This is a genomic window from Maritimimonas sp. 2205BS37-2 (assembly GCF_056591755.1).
Genome location: NZ_JBWQOI010000001.1, coordinates 1203403 through 1220612, shown reverse-complemented (window position 1 = coordinate 1220612; position 17210 = coordinate 1203403). Strand labels below are relative to the sequence as shown.

The following is a 17210-nucleotide window of genomic DNA, read 5'->3' as shown; positions in this document are numbered from 1 at the left end:
GTTGTGTTTTTTGAAAGCACAAAAATACATATTTTGATGATTTGATGGCGTAGATTTATTACGATTTATTAACGGTTTTAATTTCTTGATGAACAAAGCCCCCTTTTTCTTTTGCTACTATAGCATCCCATTCAGCAATTGATGTTAAAACAGGCGTCAAACTTTGACCAAATGAAGTGAGTGCATATTCTACTTTTAGCGGCGGTTTTTTTATAGATACTTTTTCTGAAATTAGTTTATCTTGATTTCATTAATAAATCAAACAGAAAAAATATTGAAATAACTAACTTATATTGCATATAAATTGAAGTTTAAATGCAAAAGGTTATTCCAAATATAGTCTTTGAGTCTAGTTATAAAGAGATTAATGGAATAGAAATTATTTCACTTGAAAATCTAATTCAAAGAAAGGACACAATTGATCATGATTCTGAAAAAGCACATCAATTGGCCTTTAATATTATTGTATACTACACCGCTGGTAAGAGTAAGCACCTGGTAGATTTTGTTTGGCACAGTGTTCAAAAAAATTCTGTTATTTATGTACCAAAAGGGCAAATAAATGCGTTTAAATTTACGGAAGGACTTAAAGGATTTATGATTCTTTTCACCGAACGTTATTTCGAACAACAGTTAAATAAATTGCCTAAACAAGCCATTGTTCGACTCTTTTCATCTCATATGTTCTCGCCAAAAATTCAAGTGCCAGAAAATTACAATGTTGGCACATACATAACGCTTTTTTTCAATGAATTCTATAATGAAATTAATGCTTTTAATAAAGTAAATATTATTAACTATTTATTTAATATTATCTTTTCTAAACTTGAGAATCTAAAGAAGCAACAAACATTTTATTTAAAGGAGTCTGTAAGATTAGAAGCATTTTTAAAATTTAAAACCTTGCTTGAAGAATCATATCAAAAGAGTAGAAATGCAGATTTCTATGCAGAAAAATTGAATATTACATATAAGCATTTAAATAGTATTTGTAAGGAAGTAGTTGATATCACTGCCAAACAATTTATAGATGAATTTGTTATCCTCGAAGCCAAAAGAAAACTTATAAATTCTGAAATTAAAAGCTCTGAACTGGCATATTTAGTGGGTTTTGAAGAGCCGACTAATTTTATAAAATACTTTAAAAAACATACAGGATTTACCCCTAATAGCTTTAAAAAACTGCATAAATAATTATTAAGGTTCGATATTTACCATTTTTTGAATGCTTTTTACCTTTCTACACACTAGTTTCAAAAGTAAATTTGCAATAGAAAATTAAACCGATATGAAACAAACTGTAATAGCTTTTGCGGTACTATTAATAGTTGCTTGCAAAACAGAAAAAAAGGAACAAAAAGAAGTTCAAGAAGTAAAACAAAAAACTGAAGAAACAATGGAATTATCGAACAAAGAAAAGGCAGTTGCTTTATTAGAAAGTCTCGAAACAGGAGCCAAAGAACCAGTGGGATACATTAACCCTAACAAATATATTCAGCACAATTTAGCCGTTGGTGATGGTATGGCTGGTTTTGGAGAAGTTATACAAAATGCTCCCGAAGGAGGATTCAAAGCTAAAGTAGTGCGTTCTTTTGAAGATGGTGATTATGTATTCACACAAACAATTTACGATTTCTTCGGACCAAAAATCGGATTTGATGTTTTTAGATTTGAAAACGGAAAAATTGTAGAGCATTGGGATAACTTAATTGATATACAACCCGCTAATCCAAGCGGACATACGCAAACAGATGGCGCCACTGAGGTTAAAGATTTAGATAAGACGACAACCAATAAAGCATTGGTTAGTGACTTTATCACTACAATTTTAATGAAAGGAGAAATGGACAAGATCGGCAACTTTATAGATGCGGGGGAAGCCAATTATATTCAACATAACCCTGCTATTGCTGATGGTCTATATGGTTTAGGAAAAGCACTGGAAGGTATGGCGAAGCAAGGAATTTCTATGGTATATAATACAACGCATAAAGTATTAGGTGAAGGTAATTTCGTTTTATCAATAAGTGAAGGAACGTTTGCAGATAAACCAACTTCTTACTATGATTTATTTAGAGTAGAAAATGGAAAAATAGTTGAGCACTGGGATGTTATGGAAACCATTGCACCTAAAGATACTTGGAAGAATAAAAATGGTAAGTTTAATTTCCCAAACGAATGAAAAAATGCCTTTTTATTTTAATCTGCATGACACTTTTTGGATGCCAAAAAAAGACGAAAACCATGGATAAGTCACATGTTGTAGAGATTACTACTTTTAAATACAAACCTTCTGTAAATATCGATGACTTTTGGAAAGAGGATGCTAAGATTCAGGAAAATTATACGAGCAAGCAACCGGGATTTATACGTCGAGAAAGTGGCTATTCTAATGACAAAAACGAGGTGTTGGTTGTGGTGTATTGGGAAACTAGCGCTGATGCCGAAGCTTCTATGAAGAAATTCATGCAAGATAGCTCTCTGGTTGAATTTACCAATATGATTGACGGTAGTTCAATGAAAATGGCACGATATACCATTAAATAAACAATCTAGTTTTATACATTGAATCCTGTTTTCGAAAATGCTCGAGAGCAGGATTTTTTAATTCCTTTTTCTCATAAAATGATTTTGAACAATGGCATTTAGATATATTTTAGAAGATATACACTCAAAATGGAGTTTTTTGGATAATTCACCAAATAAAGGAGAGCCGCCTCCCAATAGGGTAGGAATTATTGTAATTACCATTTCATCAATCAAGTCTTCATTTAAAAAACTTTGAATCACCCTTCCACCATCAATATACAATTGATAGTATCCTTTACTGTGGATAGTTTTTAATACTTCTTGAAGGCTTCCGTTAACCAAAAATACCTTATTAATTAAATCTTCAGGTGCTTCTTTTAAAGTGCTGCTCAAAACAAAAACGGGCTTTTTGTAAGGCCATTCAATACCAAAACCTAAAACAGTTTCGAACGTAGTACGCCCCATTACTAAGGCATCGATATCTTTCGTAAATGCCTCATAACCTGCGTCAATACTGTTGATTTCAGGGATTTCATCTAGCCAATCGATTCCACCATTTTTATCGGCGATATAACCATCTAGGCTTGTTGCGATAAATACCTTGTTTTTTGTTGCCATAGACTCAAAGTTAAGAATTGAATAAGACATAATGATGACATCTGTCTAGAACATTTATAAGTACTTACTAATAATTCGCTTTACAGAACTAGCGTAAGTGCTTCCGAACAGGTTTAAATGTACCAATAAGTAATAGAGTTGATATAGTTCTAATCTGACAGTAGTTTTAGGCGTTGAAGGAATTATTTCATTATAAGCTTTGTAAAAGGATTTAGAAAAACCACCAAAGAGTTTGCTCATGGCAATGTCAATTTCGCTATGTCCATAATAAACTGCTGGATCGATCAAATAAGGCGTACCATCTAATGCAATTAAATAATTACCACTCCAAAGATCACCATGAAGTAAAGATGGTTTTATATTTTTAAAAAGCTTTTTTAAGATAGGTTCCATAGATTCTTTATCAGGAATTTCATTTTGATGTAATAAACCATTTGAAACTGCCATTTGAAATTGTGGAATTAGCCGTTCATTAATATAAAAGTTGGTCCAAGTGGTATGATTATTATTACGTTGAGGCAAACTACCAATAAAATTATCTTTTCGAAAACCATGCTTTTCTGAAGACACTTGATGTAATTCTGCTAGTTGAGATCCTAAGATTTCAAAATCTTTTTCGTCAGGATTTTTAGGCTCAATATATTCCAGTAGTAAAAAAGCGCTGCTATTTAACTTGTCAATGAGGAAAATATTAGGGACGGCAATTTTTCCTGTTTTATGAATTTCTTCTAAACCATTTTGTTCAGCTTTAAACATTTCAAGAGCATTTTTTCTTGAATTTACCTTTAAAAAATAACGCTGATGAGATGATTCTAATAAAAAAGCCCGTGAGATATCGCCGCCCAAAATTGGTTTGTAAGATTTAATTTTCTCATTAAGTAGTTCTGAGATATAATGAACGAGCTTTTCCATAAAACAAAAATAAACCAATGAAGTTTACCTCATTGGTCTATCAAGTTTGATATTGTTGATTTATTAAACTTTTACTTCTTTAATCTCTTGATCTAAGTGCTTAATAAATGGTTGTTTGAATAAACGTTGCCCTGTAGCTGCTTTAATTGCGTTGGCAATAGCACCTCCTGCAGGCGGTAATCCTGGTTCACCTAATCCGGTAGGAGAGAGGCCATTTTCAACGAAATATACTTCTACTTGCGGGGTTTCATTCATTCGTATTAATCGGTAATTATCAAAATTCACGGACGAAGGCCTACCATTTTCAAAAGTAAGATCTCCATACATGGCATGACCTATACCGTCGAGCACGCCACCCTGAACTTGATTAATAGCTCCGGTTGGATTCACCACAATACCACAATCTACAGCAGCTACTACTTTTTTAATAACAGGTTTTCCATCTTTCATTTCAACTTCTGCAAGCTCTGCCACGTGCGTATTATGGCTATAATAAGCACAAAAGCCTTGGTATACACCTTCTGGAGCATCACCCCATTTTCCTTTTTCTGCACAGAGCTTTATAGTATCTTCCATGCGCTGACCAGAATATTGAATATTTTCATCAGTAGTTCCTTTTACATTTTGCAAAAGATCTATTCTTAGTTGAACCGGATCTTGTTCTAATTCTTCAGCCAATTCATCGAAGAAACTTTGCTCTGCAAACGCAAGGAAATTCGTATATGGAGCTCTCCAAGCACCTGTAGTAATATTACTTTGATAGCTATCAGTTTCTACCTTATAATTTGGAATACATCCAGCTGGAAAAAAGTGTGGGATTAATCCATACATATTTGAATTTATAGCTGCTTCTTTAAGGTGATAACCCGTTATTTGACCATCTTTAAGTGAAGCGGCAATTCTATATTTAATTGCGGGTCTATATACACCATCTGCCATATCATCTTCTCTAGAGAAAACAACTTTTACTGGTTTTTTAACCATATCAGAAATTTCTGTAGCCTCTACTACAAAATCTCCATAAAGCCTACGTCCAAATCCACCACCCATACGAGTCATTTCTAAATGAATATCTTCTTCAGGGCGCTCTAGCATTTTTGCTATATATCCGGCTGTCCATTGAGGTGTTTGAATAGGACCGACTAAGTGAATTTTTTCGGGAGTTACATCTGCATAAAAATTCATAGGTTCTAAGCAGTTATGTGGCAAAAAAGGAGATTCATAGGTTCGAGCAATTACTTTATCTGCTTCAGCAAAAGCTTTTTTCACATTACCATCTTCTCTTCGAACTTCTAGTTTTGGGCTATCTAAAATTTTATCTAATTCTCTATTATGATCGGCAATGCTCTCTAGTTTTCCACCCGCTTTCCACTCTGCTTTCAATGCCTTTTTTCCTTTCATAGCGGCCCATGTACTAGTAGCAATAACAGCAATTTTATCGGCAACTATGGTAAAACGATCAACTTGTTCACTAATAGATTTTGCTTTACCTCCGAATCGTATTACATCAATAACTCCGTTTACAGCTCTTGCCTCTGCATCGTCAAAACTAACTAGTTCTTGCCCAAATGCAGGCGGACGTAAAACCGAAGCATAGACCATTCCATCTTTTTTATAATCAAGACCAAATAACGGTTTACCTGTAACAATTTTTTCTAGATCAACATTGGTAGCATCGGTGCCAATAATTTTATAATCTTTAGGATCTTTCAGAGCAACATTTTCAGGAATTTCTAGAGCAGCGGCGTCAACAGCTACTTCACCATAACCTAATTTATCACCATTAGCATTGGTGATCACTCCTTCAGAAGCTTTACAAGTATTGGCATCAACACCCCATTTTGCGGCAGCAGCATTCAGCAACATCTGCTTGGTTGTAGCGCCTGTTTGACGTAATGCATCCCACCCTTGTCTAATAGATTGGCTACCGCCAGCTACCTGACGTGTGTATTCATTTTTATTATAATCTGCCTGCGCTACTACAACATGATCCCAAGGAACATCTAATTCTTCTGCAATAATCATGGGCATGGATGTTTTTACTCCTTGACCAATCTCAGGGTTTGGGGCATATATGGTTACATAGCCATTATCGGCAATCTTAATAAAAGCATTAAAATCGTTAAAGTTTAAGCTAGAAATATCTATTACTTCTTTGGGTAGCGATGCTTCATTCTTACAAGCTGTGAATAAGTTAAACCCAATGAGCATTCCCCCTCCGGCAAGTGCCGAGGTTCTTAAAAAGTTTCTTCTACTTACGGTAAGTGTATTTTGTTCTGTTTTCATGATCTTCATTTTTAAGAAACTTTTTTAGCAGCTATTGCTACGGCTTTTTCAATTCTATTGTAAGAAGCACAGCGGCAAATATTACCATGCATGGCTTCACGTATTTCTTCGGAAGAAGGGTTAGGATTATTCTTTAAAAAAGATGCTGCAGTCATTATTTGACCAGCTTGACAGTAACCGCATTGCGGTACGTCTACTTCTTTCCAGGCTTCTTGCAATGGATGATCACCATTCTCTGAAAGTCCTTCAATAGTGGTAATTTTTAGTCCATCAAGATTTGATACACGTAGCTGACAGCTTCTAGTTGCTTGTCCATCTACATGTACAGTACAGGCTCCACATTGTGCGATGCCACAGCCGAATTTAGTACCGACTAAGTTAAGCTCATCACGTAAAACCCATAATAAAGGAGTGTCTGCGTCAACGTTTACAGATAAAGTTTCTCCGTTGACATTGAGATTGTAGTTTGGCATTTTTGAGAAGTTTAAAATTGCCTGATTAAATTACAAAAAAGTAACTGGCTTAAGTGTTAAACTTTTGGCAAACTTTTGTGAAAAATGTTTATTTAGAAATATTCTAAACAGAAGTTAGTTTTGTTTTACAGCAGCAAAACCAATAGGTTGATCTTGATAATATATCTTGCCGTAGGTAAATTCTCCGTTAACAGGGAAATCTATAAAATAAGTAGCTTTAGATTTAAGAATCACATTCTTTATTGACTTAATTGAAGCAACTTGTCCTTTCTTTTTCTTGCCCAAAATATTTGGCTTGTAAGTTTTTTCTTGTTGATTCTTAAATCCTTCAAGAGAATGAGCTTCAAAAGCATTATAATTTGTATTAACAGCTTTTGACTTTATGTATACTTTTTTATCTCGTCCTTTTATATAATGAGCAGCACTAGGGCGAATTCTTGTTTTTTTAACTTCATCAACAAGTGATAAATGATTAAAGTTTAATTCTTCATTCTTAGTAGTAGGCTCAACAATTACACGAACGGTTAAGCTACTTAATTCTTTATTTTCATAACGATAAGGTTGTAACCAAAGTGATTTATTTACCTTGGCCCATTCAACTTTAAATTTAAACTCGTCTTTATTTGTAATTGAAAAAGAGGAGCTTAAAAGAAGAATAAGAACTGAAAAGATCAGTGTTTTTTTCATCTTTTACTTAATTATTAGTAACGTTCTCAATAGCCATTCATTTATTAGAATGTATCCTAAGAACGCAAAAAGTAATAAGTAAATTGTTTAAGAATAATTTTAGCCGATTAAATTAGAGGTAGCCGGCACATAGTTTTCCTTCTAATAAAGTGAAAGCTTTTAGTATGTTTCAAGTCTTGATTCTAATTATTTTCTTTCTAATAAAGCCATATAAAACCCATCATAATTTGATGTAGAAGAAAGCACTTTATGATCGCTAATAAAGCTAAACTCATTATTAGATTTTAAGAAGTCCTCAACTTGATTTTGATTCTCAGATGGTAATACAGAACATGTTGCATATACCAATTTACCACCGGGCTTTACCATTCTTGAATAGCTTTGTAGTATTTCTTGTTGTGTTTTTTTAATATCATCTAAGAATTCTGGCTTCAACTTCCATTTAGAGTCGGGGTTCCTTCGTAAAACACCTAGGCCTGAGCATGGCGCATCAATTAAAACTCTATCGGCTTTCTCATAAAGTTTTTTAATCGGTTTAGTTGAGTCAATTACTTTAATTTCTATATTATGAACACCATTTCTTCGAGCCCTCACTTTTAATTTTTTAAGTTTACTTTCGTAGATGTCCATAGCAATAATTTGACCCTTATTTTGCATTAAAGATGCCAAATGCAATGTTTTTCCGCCTGCTCCCGCACAAGTATCTACGACTTTCATACCTGGTTGAACTTGTAAATAAGCCGCGACCAATTGAGACGAAGCATCTTGCACTTCGAATAGTCCATCTTTAAACGCTTGTGTTTTAAAAACGTTAGCTCGTTCAACTAGTTTTAGTGCATCAGGATGATTAGCTAACTGCTCGGTAATTATGTTTTCTGTTCTCAATTGCTTTTGCAATTGTGTCTTTGAAATTTTTAAAGTATTCGTACGTAAAATGACTTCTGCCTGTTTATTAAGAGCGGCAATTTCTTTTGTCCAGGCTTCCTCACCAAGTTCACTAACGCAAAGCTCATCAATCCAATCGGGAATAGACTCGCGAAATTTTCTAGTTTTTGATAGTTCATCAAAACGTCCTTTAATCCTTCTTGATGGTGTGGGTTCAATCTGATTCCAATCTGGTAATGGGATACCTTTTAAAACACACCATACTGAAAAAAGCCTCCATAAGTTTGGTCGGTCAAAGGGTTCTTTTACATTTGCTATTTCGGCATACAATCGTTTCCATCGAACAATTTCATAGATGGTTTCAGCAACAAACTTTCGATCTCTACTTCCCCAGCGTTTATCTCTTTTAAGTGCTTTTTCTACAGCTTTATCTGCATATACGCCTTCATTAAAAATATCGCGTAGGCTATCGATAACCGCAAAAACTAAATTTCTGTGTAGTCTCATTAAAATAGTTGTTTTTATTTGGAGAAATTGCCGAATAAAATGTTTGCAAAGGTAGCTATTTAAAACTTCTCAAACACACCTAAACCAAATAAAGCGAAGTCATACTTTACAGGATCATTGGCATCGAGCCTTCGAAGATTTAGATCTAACTCATTTAATGCTTTGGCATCGTTTTGCTTTCTTTTTAATAATCCTAATTTACGAGCCACATTCCCAGAATGTGTGTCCAGTGGACACGATAACTGAGAAGGTGATAGTGAATTCCAAATTCCAAAATCAACACCATTAGTATCTTTTCGTACCATCCAACGTAGAAACATATTGATCCGTTTAGCGGCCGATCCTTTTACCGGATCCGAAACATGTTTTGTAGTTCTTTCAGGATGCTCTAATTCAAAAAATACTTTTTTAAATACACTGATAGTTTCTTGCAAGGAACTTTTGGAATTCGCTCTAAATAAAGATTCGAGTCCATTATGATTTCTATAAATATTTTGAAGTGCTTTTATAAAATATTGTAAATCAACGCCATTAAAGGTTCGATGCACAAAAACCTCTAATTTCTCTAAATGATGTTCTTGATGATTTTCAATAAAATCATAAGGAGAGTTTCCTAAAAAGTCCATCATTTTTTGAGCATTATTAATGATCATTTTTCGATTACCCCAGGCAATGATCGAGGTAAGAAACGCCGAAATCTCTATATCTTCTTTTAAGGTAAATTGATGTGGTATTTGTATAGGGTCTGATTCAATAAACTTCGGATTATTATATAAAGCAGCTTTTTCATTAAGGAAGCTTTGTAGCTCATTAAAACTTAAATCCATCTACGTACTTTTGAGGTATATTCAAGGTATTTACCACCAAAGATGCTGGTTAATACTTTTTCTTCAGGTTTAATTTGAAATTCGGTTATATACCAAATATATGCAACTATAATTATAAGATTATAAAAATTACCCAATCTTATAAAAAATGCTACTAATACAAATAACATAGCGACGTACATTGGGTTTCTTGAATATTTGTATAGTCCTTTAACAACTAAATTAGAGGCTTTATTAGGGTTTAATGGATCTACTGTTGTCTTTGCCTTTTTAAATGAATACACGGCTAGTATACCTATAAAAACACCTATTATGCAGATGATCCAGCTGGATTCTTTTTGATAGCTAAATTCGAAATGCGTTACACTAGTAAGTTTCTTTAATAACCACATTAAGAATCCAAAAAATAAAACTTGAACGGCCGGTGGTATTTTTAGTTTCATCAATGAAAACTTTTATAGTTTTCAAATATAGATGTTCTTTAAACAAGAAAAAAGGCGATGTCTAAAGAGTACCCTAGATGTCATTTTTAAAACGAATGACACAATTTCAGACATCGCCAGTTAATTTATAATACGGAGCTGTTTATTTCAATATCGGCATCTGCCCAGGCTTTATCAAATTCTTTTTTAATTGCTTTTGCTTCTTCAGTTTTCCCTTGCAATTCTAAGCTATTATATAACCCGATTAAAGACCATCCATTTTGTCTTAATTTCGCTAGATCTTCTTTGTAGATGGCTTCAGCTTCAGCATACCTATTAGCTTTCAATAGAATGGCACCTAGATTTTGTCTAGTTGGAATATACCAAGCAGCTGGCTCTGTATAGGTTAATTGATCTTCATATTGAACTGCTTTTTTAAGATGTTTTATGGCATTTGTTAGATCCCCTTTTAAAGCAGATAACTCACCAGCTACTACTTCATAGGCAATATTCGCTGATCTTGATGAAGGATTATGCGCTGTAGCAACCAACTCTTCTAATTCTTGATCTTTTTTTAATTCGGCTAACGCATCTAATTCCTCTTGTGCTTCTTTGATATTATTTTTTCTAATGAAAGCAATTCCTCTTGCATAGTGCCAGATAAGATTAAGATGTTTAATGTCTGCATTCGGCTTTGGTACTGTTAAGATTTCATTCCATTTACCAAATCGTGTATATGCTAATAGTGGTGTTGAGGCAAAATCTTGAAGAAATGGTAACTCTTTTAACTCTCCTGTTGGAACCTTTTCAGCAGTTTTTTTTGCCGCATCTATGGCAATAGCGCTTGCTCCTAATAAACTAGCTGATGACCATAAGAAATGAATATTATGAGGGTAATAGGCTAGAGGATAGATACCTTGCGAATAGCATTGCGAAATATAATCTTCGTCCGCTAAAATAGCTTGTTGATTAACCTTCACTGCATCTTTATAGCGACCAATTCGAATATAAATATGTGAAGCCATATGTACTATATGGCCAGCACCAGGCATTAAAGCGCCAATTCTATCTGCACTATCTTCAGCAAGGTCAGGCATTGGAAGTTCGACCATATGTATATAATAATGATGTGCACCGGCATTATTTGGGTTACTATTAATTGCTTTTTCTAATGCATTTTTAGCTTGATCTATATAGGGAGAAGGATTACCGTCTTTATCCCAATAATTCCAAGGTGTGGTGTTCATAATTGCGGCAGCATATAATGTTAGTACATCATCATCTTGTGAGAATTTTTCAGCTACTTTAGCCATAGCTTTCATATAGTTCATGTTTAACTCAGCAATGTCTTTTGTAAGATCATCACTATATCTAGTTTGTAATGCTTCGATTAAGGCCTTTTCCTTTTCGGTAGCATTAGCCAATAAGTTTTTCGCTTTTTGAGCAGCTTCAAAAGCCTGTTTTTTACGATTATCATCGGGTAGTGGGTCATTGATATTTGGTCCTAAAGCATATGCCTGCCCCCAAAAAGTCATAGCAGCATTTGGATCTAATCTTGACGCTTCCAAAAATGAACGATGTGCTTCTGCATGATTAAAAGCATAGGTTAAGTTTAACCCTTGATCGAAAAAACGTTGTGCCATTTTGTTTTGAGTACTAATTGCTACACTGTGACTTCCTAAGTTTTCAAAAAGTGGAGAGATTTGTCTTGTAGTGTCAACATTCTCTAATAAGAACTTTGCAGGAGTACATTTTATAAAATTCATTGCAATCTTCTCATCTTTAATACTTTCCTTCTTTAGTGATGGGATAAAAGTGAACATAGTAAGTAGTACTACAACTGCGATCATCAATACGGATACTAATTTAGTTTTCATCTGTTTAGATTTTAAGGTTTAAATTGGTTAGGTGAGTTTCTCTATAACATCAATGTGAAAATCAATCTTAATGTTTTGAACTCATTTCGCAACCGATAATTTCTATTATTTTGAATATAGCTGTCTTAAAACAGCTTAGTACGCAGTTAATTAGGGTAGGGACTTCAAATTTACAAAAACCTAAACTCAGTTGACGACATTTTTTACCAATAGCATCATTTATTGTATTATACAACTGTTTTTGTGTGTAATTGAATTAAACTCCAATAGTAATTAGACAGAAAATAAGTTTGAACGGTTTTTAGACGCTAGTTTTGAATAATAAAAGGTTGATGTGTCTTTTCTAAACATCTTTGATTTACCTTGTTCTTATCGTTATTCATCATTGGTGCGATATTATCAATTGATTTCAACGAATTTATTTTAGGGGTAGTTTTTTTAACAGTTAAGGTGCAAGTTAATTTCTGTCTATTAGGAGCTTGTTTGGCACCGCCAGCTATATCATAAAACGGAAAGATTAAAACGAATGGGACTAAAATAAATAGTAAGGTTAAAGAGATGGTTAACTTTAAATTTAATTTCATATTTCAGTTTTTTCTAAAAAGAGATATAACCAGAACGATGAATACTCAAGTATATTTAGATTTTAAAAGTAAGTATAGTTTCTTGCTAAAGTTCCCAAAGTAATGTTAAAGATTTGTGAGTATTTTATTAAAGTTATTTATATACCAAATTAGTATCTTCGTTTTTATTTAAAACTTACGTTACAATTGATAGATCTGCATACTTCTATTGACTATCTAAAAGGTGTTGGACCAACTAGAGCTGATCTTTTAAGAAAAGAGCTAGGAATACGAACTTTGGCAGATCTTGCCAATTTTTTTCCTAACCGATACATTGACAGAACGCAATTCTTAAAGATTAATCAGCTGCAACAAAATTCAACAGAAGTGCAGGTAATTGGAAAGATTACTCACTTAAAAACGATTAAACAAAAGCGAGGCAGTCGTTTGGTAGCTACTTTCGTTGATAGTACCGGTGTAATGGAATTAATTTGGTTTCGCGGAACAAAGTGGATCAAAGATAATTTAAAAGTGGATGAACCGTATGTGGCTTTTGGCCGTGTAAATTGGTTTAATGGTATGTTTAACATGCCGCATCCTGAGCTTGATTTAATTCAAGATTATAAAAAAAGCCTACAGACAGCCATGCAGCCTGTGTACCCATCAACAGAAAACCTTTCAAATAAAGGAGTTACAAATAGAGTGGTGGTAAAGATGATGCAGAATTTATTTGAGATCACAGGTAAAAATTTCATAGAAACATTATCAGATAATATCTGCAAGCAGTTACAATTAATTCCAAAAGGGGATGCGCTATTTAATTTGCATTTTCCACAAAATCAAGAGCTACTAACCAAAGCTCAGCAACGATTAAAATTTGAAGAATTATTTTTTATTCAACTGCAATTACTTCGTAAAAAACTCATTCATAAGTCAAAGATCAAAGGATTTGTTTTTGATAAGGTGGGCACGTATTTTAATAAGTTTTATACAGAACATTTACCATTTGAACTTACAAGTGCTCAAAAACGTGTTATTAAAGAAGTTCGTAGAGATTTGGGTTCTGGAGCGCAAATGAACCGTTTGTTGCAGGGAGATGTTGGCTCTGGAAAAACGATCGTAGCTTTGCTATGTATACTACTTGCATTAGATAATGGTTTTCAATCAGCTTTGATGGCTCCAACCGAAATTTTAGCTACACAACACTTTAATGCAATTATAGAACTCTTAGAAGAAATGGAGCTTAATGTGGCGCTTTTAACAGGATCTTCTAAGATGAGTGAAAGAAGAGTTATTCATGAGCAATTAGAAAGTGGAGAATTGCACATTATAATAGGAACACATGCATTGCTAGAAGACAAGGTAAAGTTTAAAAACCTAGGACTGGCAATCATTGATGAACAACATCGTTTCGGTGTTACTCAAAGAGCAAAAATGTGGATGAAGAATCAATTGCCACCACATATTTTGGTAATGACAGCAACTCCGATACCACGAACTTTAGCTATGAGTGTTTATGGTGATTTAGATATTTCTGTTATTGATGAATTACCTCCTGGAAGGAAAGAAGTCAAAACGGCACATCGTTACGACAGTAATCGTCTAAGTGTTTTCAAGTTCTTAAAAGAAGAAATTGCTAAGGGAAGACAAGTGTATGTCGTTTATCCGTTAATACAAGAATCTCAAAAATTAGACTTTAAAGATTTAATGGATGGATACGAAAGCATTACCAGAGAATTTCCAAAACCGGCCTATCAAATTAGTATTGTGCATGGTAAAATGAAATCTGATGATAAAGAATATGAGATGCAGCGTTTTCTAAAAGGCGAAACCCAAATTATGGTGGCCACCACCGTAATTGAAGTTGGAGTTAATATCCCTAATGCATCGGTAATGGTTATAGAAAGTGCTGAACGTTTCGGTTTGTCACAATTGCATCAGCTTCGAGGAAGAGTTGGTCGAGGGGCCGAACAAAGCTATTGTATTTTAATGACTAGTTTTAAGCTTACCAATGATGCTAAAACACGATTGGAAACAATGGTGAGAACGAGCGATGGTTTCGAAATTGCTGAAGCCGATCTTAAGCTAAGAGGGCCAGGTGATTTAATGGGAACTCAACAAAGCGGTATTCTAAATTTGCGCATCGCAGATGTAGTTAAAGATTCAAACATTCTACAAAAAGCAAGGAAGGTGGCGATAAGTGTTTTAAAAGAAGATCCAAATCTTGAAAAGCCCGAAAACAAAAAAATTAATATGGTGTATCAGGAGATTACAAGAAATAGAGCAATTTGGGCAAATATTAGCTAAAAAAAGCTGAGTATCTACTACTCAGCTTTTTAATCATTTACTTTTCTAAATCTTTAAGAAAGTCTTTTACAACTTCCCAATGTTGAGTGGTACCTCCTTTTACTCGCTCATTTACGAGCATAGACGATCCATGAACACCATTTTCGGCAATATAAGTTTGGTGGCCTAAGCTTTTTGCTAATTCAAATTGTTTTTTTGAATTTTCAGATTGCATTTCACTAGTTGGCCGTAGCATTAGCAATGGCACTTTCAAGTCTGTAAAATATTCATCTGGTTGACATTCTTTCATTGGTTTTCCAGAAGCAGGTGAGAACGCCAAAACCCCTTTAACTTGGCTACTATGCTCTTTAGCAAGTTTAATAGATAGTGTGGCACTATAACTACTTCCCCATATTATTTTATCACCTGTAAATCCAGAATCGATTACAAATTTAAGAGCCGCTTCCAAATCGGGATAAGCATCACAATAGGTATAGCCGTTAAATGAAAAATTCTTGTATGCTATGTTCGAAACTGTTTTATTATAATGCCCAAAAAGCTGACCTCCCAATCGTTGATCAATACTTAATATGTTGTATCCAAGATCGGTAAGCTTTGGAATTATGGAGGTGTATTCTCCTTTGGCATTGGCTCCACCTTGATGAAATAATATGATGATACTCGACGATTTATCATGTTTGAATAAATCGCCAAATATCTGTATGCTATCTTGTGTGTAAAACTGCACTTCTTCAAACTTGTTTTTAGGAGTTGACACACTCAAATCTTCTTGTTTGGAAGACGCTTCCTTGCAAGAAACCAAACTGAAAAAGGCTAGTATTACAATGATTAATTTTTTCATAATTAATCTTTAGTTAATATCTTCTCCTTTTTTAAGCTTATCAATATTAGCTTGTACTCTGTCTTTATTTGCTTGAGCAGGTGCCAATTTTAATGCTTTGTCTAAATATTTTAAAGCTGTTTTATAATCACCTTTTGCAGAATATGCTCTAGCCAAACCGTAATTTACAGGCCAAGTATTTTTGTTGTTAGCTGCATTCCATTTAAATACCTCTAATGCTTTATCTTTTAATCCTAAGCCAATTAAAGTACGTCCATAACCATGAACTTGAAACACGGTACCGTCTTTTAACGATTCATTCATTAATTTAAGCCCTTCATCTTGTTTTCCCATTTTATTCAAGATGTTCGCTTTTATTTGAGCGTTAGCAAACGTTTTTTGACTGAAGAATTGACCTTGTCTTGCGGCATCTACCCATGTTAACGCCTGTTCTAAATCTCCACCATTATTAGCGGCCCAGTTCGCTGCTTGCTCCCAGTTGGTTCTTGTAAATCCTTTTTGACCTTTTAATACATTCTTTAGATCAGTCATTACAATATCTGCAACAGGTACTTCAATCTTAAATGGTATTTGCTTTTTCTCCCAGACAAGAGCAGCTGTTGTTGAAGTTGGTTGAATATCTACAAATTCAAATGTTAGAAATTCTCTATGTGGTACTTCTTCTGTTTTAACAGTTACTTTTGCTACATCATTAGCTGGATCGTAAAAGAAACTTCCCCAAGCCGAATGATCTTTAGATAAAATTATATCGGCGTCACCATTTTCTTTAACTACCATATGAAGTCCATATTTGCCAGCTTTTACAGGTACTCCTTCAAGAGTAACGTCATCAGTAAATTTAATAATGGTGTTTTCGTTAGCACCTGCACGCCATGGTGATTCTTTAGCAGTTCCAAAACCTAGATTATTCATTCCATAAGGAACTAGTTTCCCCCAAATTTCACGTTTGTTTACACGTGGTCTTGAATAGTTAATGTAGATATCTGTAGTACCTACTCGTTGTTTAACGGTTCCTTGTTGACTTCCTCTAGGCGTATTTAATTGTGCCTCAGCAGAGGTTCCCAAAATCAAAAAAAGGGTAAGCACAAGTGTGGATAAAAGATTTTTTGTAATAGACTGTTTCATAATAGTTTGGTTTATGTTAATAATTAATTAGTAAAAATGGAAGAAAGTGGTTTTGGTTGTAAGCCTTGAAATTACCCATAACCTTATCTTTTGCTAGTTATAGCTTTGTTAAAGTTTTTTTTAAAGTGTTAAAAAGTCTAAGAATTCTATTCAATTGATATCGATATTTTACATAACTACAAAGAAATCATATAACTAAAATTATCATGAGTACAAGAAATAAGAGGCGAAAGCCCCGGCTCTCATGGATTTTTTCTTGATTAAAATTATAAAGATGTCAAAATAAGCTACCTGTAGATTATCATATTGCATTAAAGATAATTTTACATACCTATTTTTTAACATTCTATA

The 17210-nt window shown here is 33.9% G+C and carries 17 protein-coding genes; 4 read left to right on the top strand and 13 right to left on the bottom strand.

The window, feature by feature from the left end:
• Window positions 1-58 precede the first annotated feature (58 nt).
• Window positions 59-232: a winged helix-turn-helix transcriptional regulator gene (locus AC1EUU_RS05845; RefSeq protein ID WP_480200765.1), complete on the bottom strand. Its 174-nt coding sequence runs from the start codon at window positions 230-232 to the stop codon at window positions 59-61.
• Between the two features lie 83 nt (window positions 233-315).
• Here AC1EUU_RS05845 and AC1EUU_RS05840 point away from each other — a divergent pair, with 83 nt between their 5' ends.
• The 3 genes from AC1EUU_RS05840 to AC1EUU_RS05830 all read left to right on the top strand — a co-directional run bounded on the left by AC1EUU_RS05840 (window position 316) and on the right by AC1EUU_RS05830 (window position 2547).
• Entirely contained in the window at window positions 316-1194 is an 879-nt protein-coding gene (locus tag AC1EUU_RS05840) for a helix-turn-helix domain-containing protein (RefSeq protein ID WP_480200447.1), read from the top strand.
• A gap of 94 nt (window positions 1195-1288) precedes the next feature.
• On the top strand, window positions 1289-2182 hold the full coding sequence (locus tag AC1EUU_RS05835) for a nuclear transport factor 2 family protein (protein ID WP_480200446.1): 894 nt from the start codon (window positions 1289-1291) through the stop codon (window positions 2180-2182).
• Between the two features lie 62 nt (window positions 2183-2244).
• Window positions 2245-2547: a hypothetical protein gene (locus AC1EUU_RS05830; protein ID WP_480200445.1), complete on the top strand. Its 303-nt coding sequence runs from the start codon at window positions 2245-2247 to the stop codon at window positions 2545-2547.
• A gap of 57 nt (window positions 2548-2604) precedes the next feature.
• On the opposite strand, the gene AC1EUU_RS05825 is transcribed toward AC1EUU_RS05830, so the two are convergent.
• The 10 genes from AC1EUU_RS05825 to AC1EUU_RS05780 form a co-directional block, all read right to left on the bottom strand.
• A complete protein-coding gene (locus AC1EUU_RS05825; RefSeq protein ID WP_480200444.1) occupies window positions 2605-3147 on the bottom strand; it encodes a dihydrofolate reductase family protein in 543 nt (180 codons plus the stop codon).
• Between the two features lie 54 nt (window positions 3148-3201).
• Window positions 3202-4059 (bottom strand): fructosamine kinase family protein, encoded by an 858-nt coding sequence (locus AC1EUU_RS05820; protein ID WP_480200443.1) that lies wholly within the window; start codon window positions 4057-4059, stop codon window positions 3202-3204.
• Between the two features lie 63 nt (window positions 4060-4122).
• Complete coding sequence (locus AC1EUU_RS05815) at window positions 4123-6345, bottom strand: xanthine dehydrogenase family protein molybdopterin-binding subunit (protein ID WP_480200442.1); 2223 nt, start codon at window positions 6343-6345, stop codon at window positions 4123-4125.
• A gap of 11 nt (window positions 6346-6356) precedes the next feature.
• A complete protein-coding gene (locus tag AC1EUU_RS05810) occupies window positions 6357-6818 on the bottom strand; it encodes a (2Fe-2S)-binding protein (protein WP_480200441.1) in 462 nt (153 codons plus the stop codon).
• Window positions 6819-6932: 114 nt separating this feature from the next.
• Window positions 6933-7505, bottom strand: a complete 573-nt coding sequence (locus AC1EUU_RS05805; RefSeq protein WP_480200440.1) for a hypothetical protein — start codon at window positions 7503-7505, stop codon at window positions 6933-6935.
• A gap of 186 nt (window positions 7506-7691) precedes the next feature.
• Window positions 7692-8897, bottom strand: coding sequence for an RsmB/NOP family class I SAM-dependent RNA methyltransferase (locus AC1EUU_RS05800; RefSeq protein WP_480200439.1), 1206 nt, complete (start codon window positions 8895-8897; stop codon window positions 7692-7694).
• Window positions 8898-8956: 59 nt separating this feature from the next.
• Complete coding sequence (locus tag AC1EUU_RS05795; protein WP_480200438.1) at window positions 8957-9724, bottom strand: TIGR02757 family protein; 768 nt, start codon at window positions 9722-9724, stop codon at window positions 8957-8959.
• A complete protein-coding gene (locus tag AC1EUU_RS05790) occupies window positions 9715-10167 on the bottom strand; it encodes a methyltransferase family protein (protein ID WP_480200437.1) in 453 nt (150 codons plus the stop codon). The genes AC1EUU_RS05795 and AC1EUU_RS05790 overlap by 10 nt, the downstream gene beginning before the upstream one ends.
• Window positions 10168-10292: 125 nt before the next feature.
• Window positions 10293-12023, bottom strand: coding sequence for a tetratricopeptide repeat protein (locus tag AC1EUU_RS05785; RefSeq protein ID WP_480200436.1), 1731 nt, complete (start codon window positions 12021-12023; stop codon window positions 10293-10295).
• Between the two features lie 308 nt (window positions 12024-12331).
• Window positions 12332-12607 carry a hypothetical protein gene (locus AC1EUU_RS05780; protein ID WP_480200435.1) on the bottom strand — a complete coding sequence of 92 codons (276 nt, stop codon included), beginning with the start codon at window positions 12605-12607 and terminating at the stop codon, window positions 12332-12334.
• Between the two features lie 186 nt (window positions 12608-12793).
• Between AC1EUU_RS05780 and recG the strand changes: the two genes are divergently transcribed.
• Window positions 12794-14893, top strand: a complete 2100-nt coding sequence (recG, locus tag AC1EUU_RS05775) for an ATP-dependent DNA helicase RecG (RefSeq protein ID WP_480200434.1) — start codon at window positions 12794-12796, stop codon at window positions 14891-14893.
• 37 nt (window positions 14894-14930) lie between these two features.
• On the opposite strand, the gene AC1EUU_RS05770 is transcribed toward recG, so the two are convergent.
• Both AC1EUU_RS05770 and AC1EUU_RS05765 read right to left on the bottom strand, forming a co-directional pair.
• Window positions 14931-15734, bottom strand: coding sequence for an alpha/beta hydrolase family protein (locus AC1EUU_RS05770; RefSeq protein ID WP_480200433.1), 804 nt, complete (start codon window positions 15732-15734; stop codon window positions 14931-14933).
• Between the two features lie 9 nt (window positions 15735-15743).
• The gene (locus AC1EUU_RS05765) at window positions 15744-16859 is read right to left on the bottom strand and encodes a DUF2911 domain-containing protein (protein WP_480200432.1); all 1116 of its coding nucleotides are present in this window, start codon (window positions 16857-16859) and stop codon (window positions 15744-15746) included.
• Between the last annotated feature and the right edge of the window lie 351 nt (window positions 16860-17210).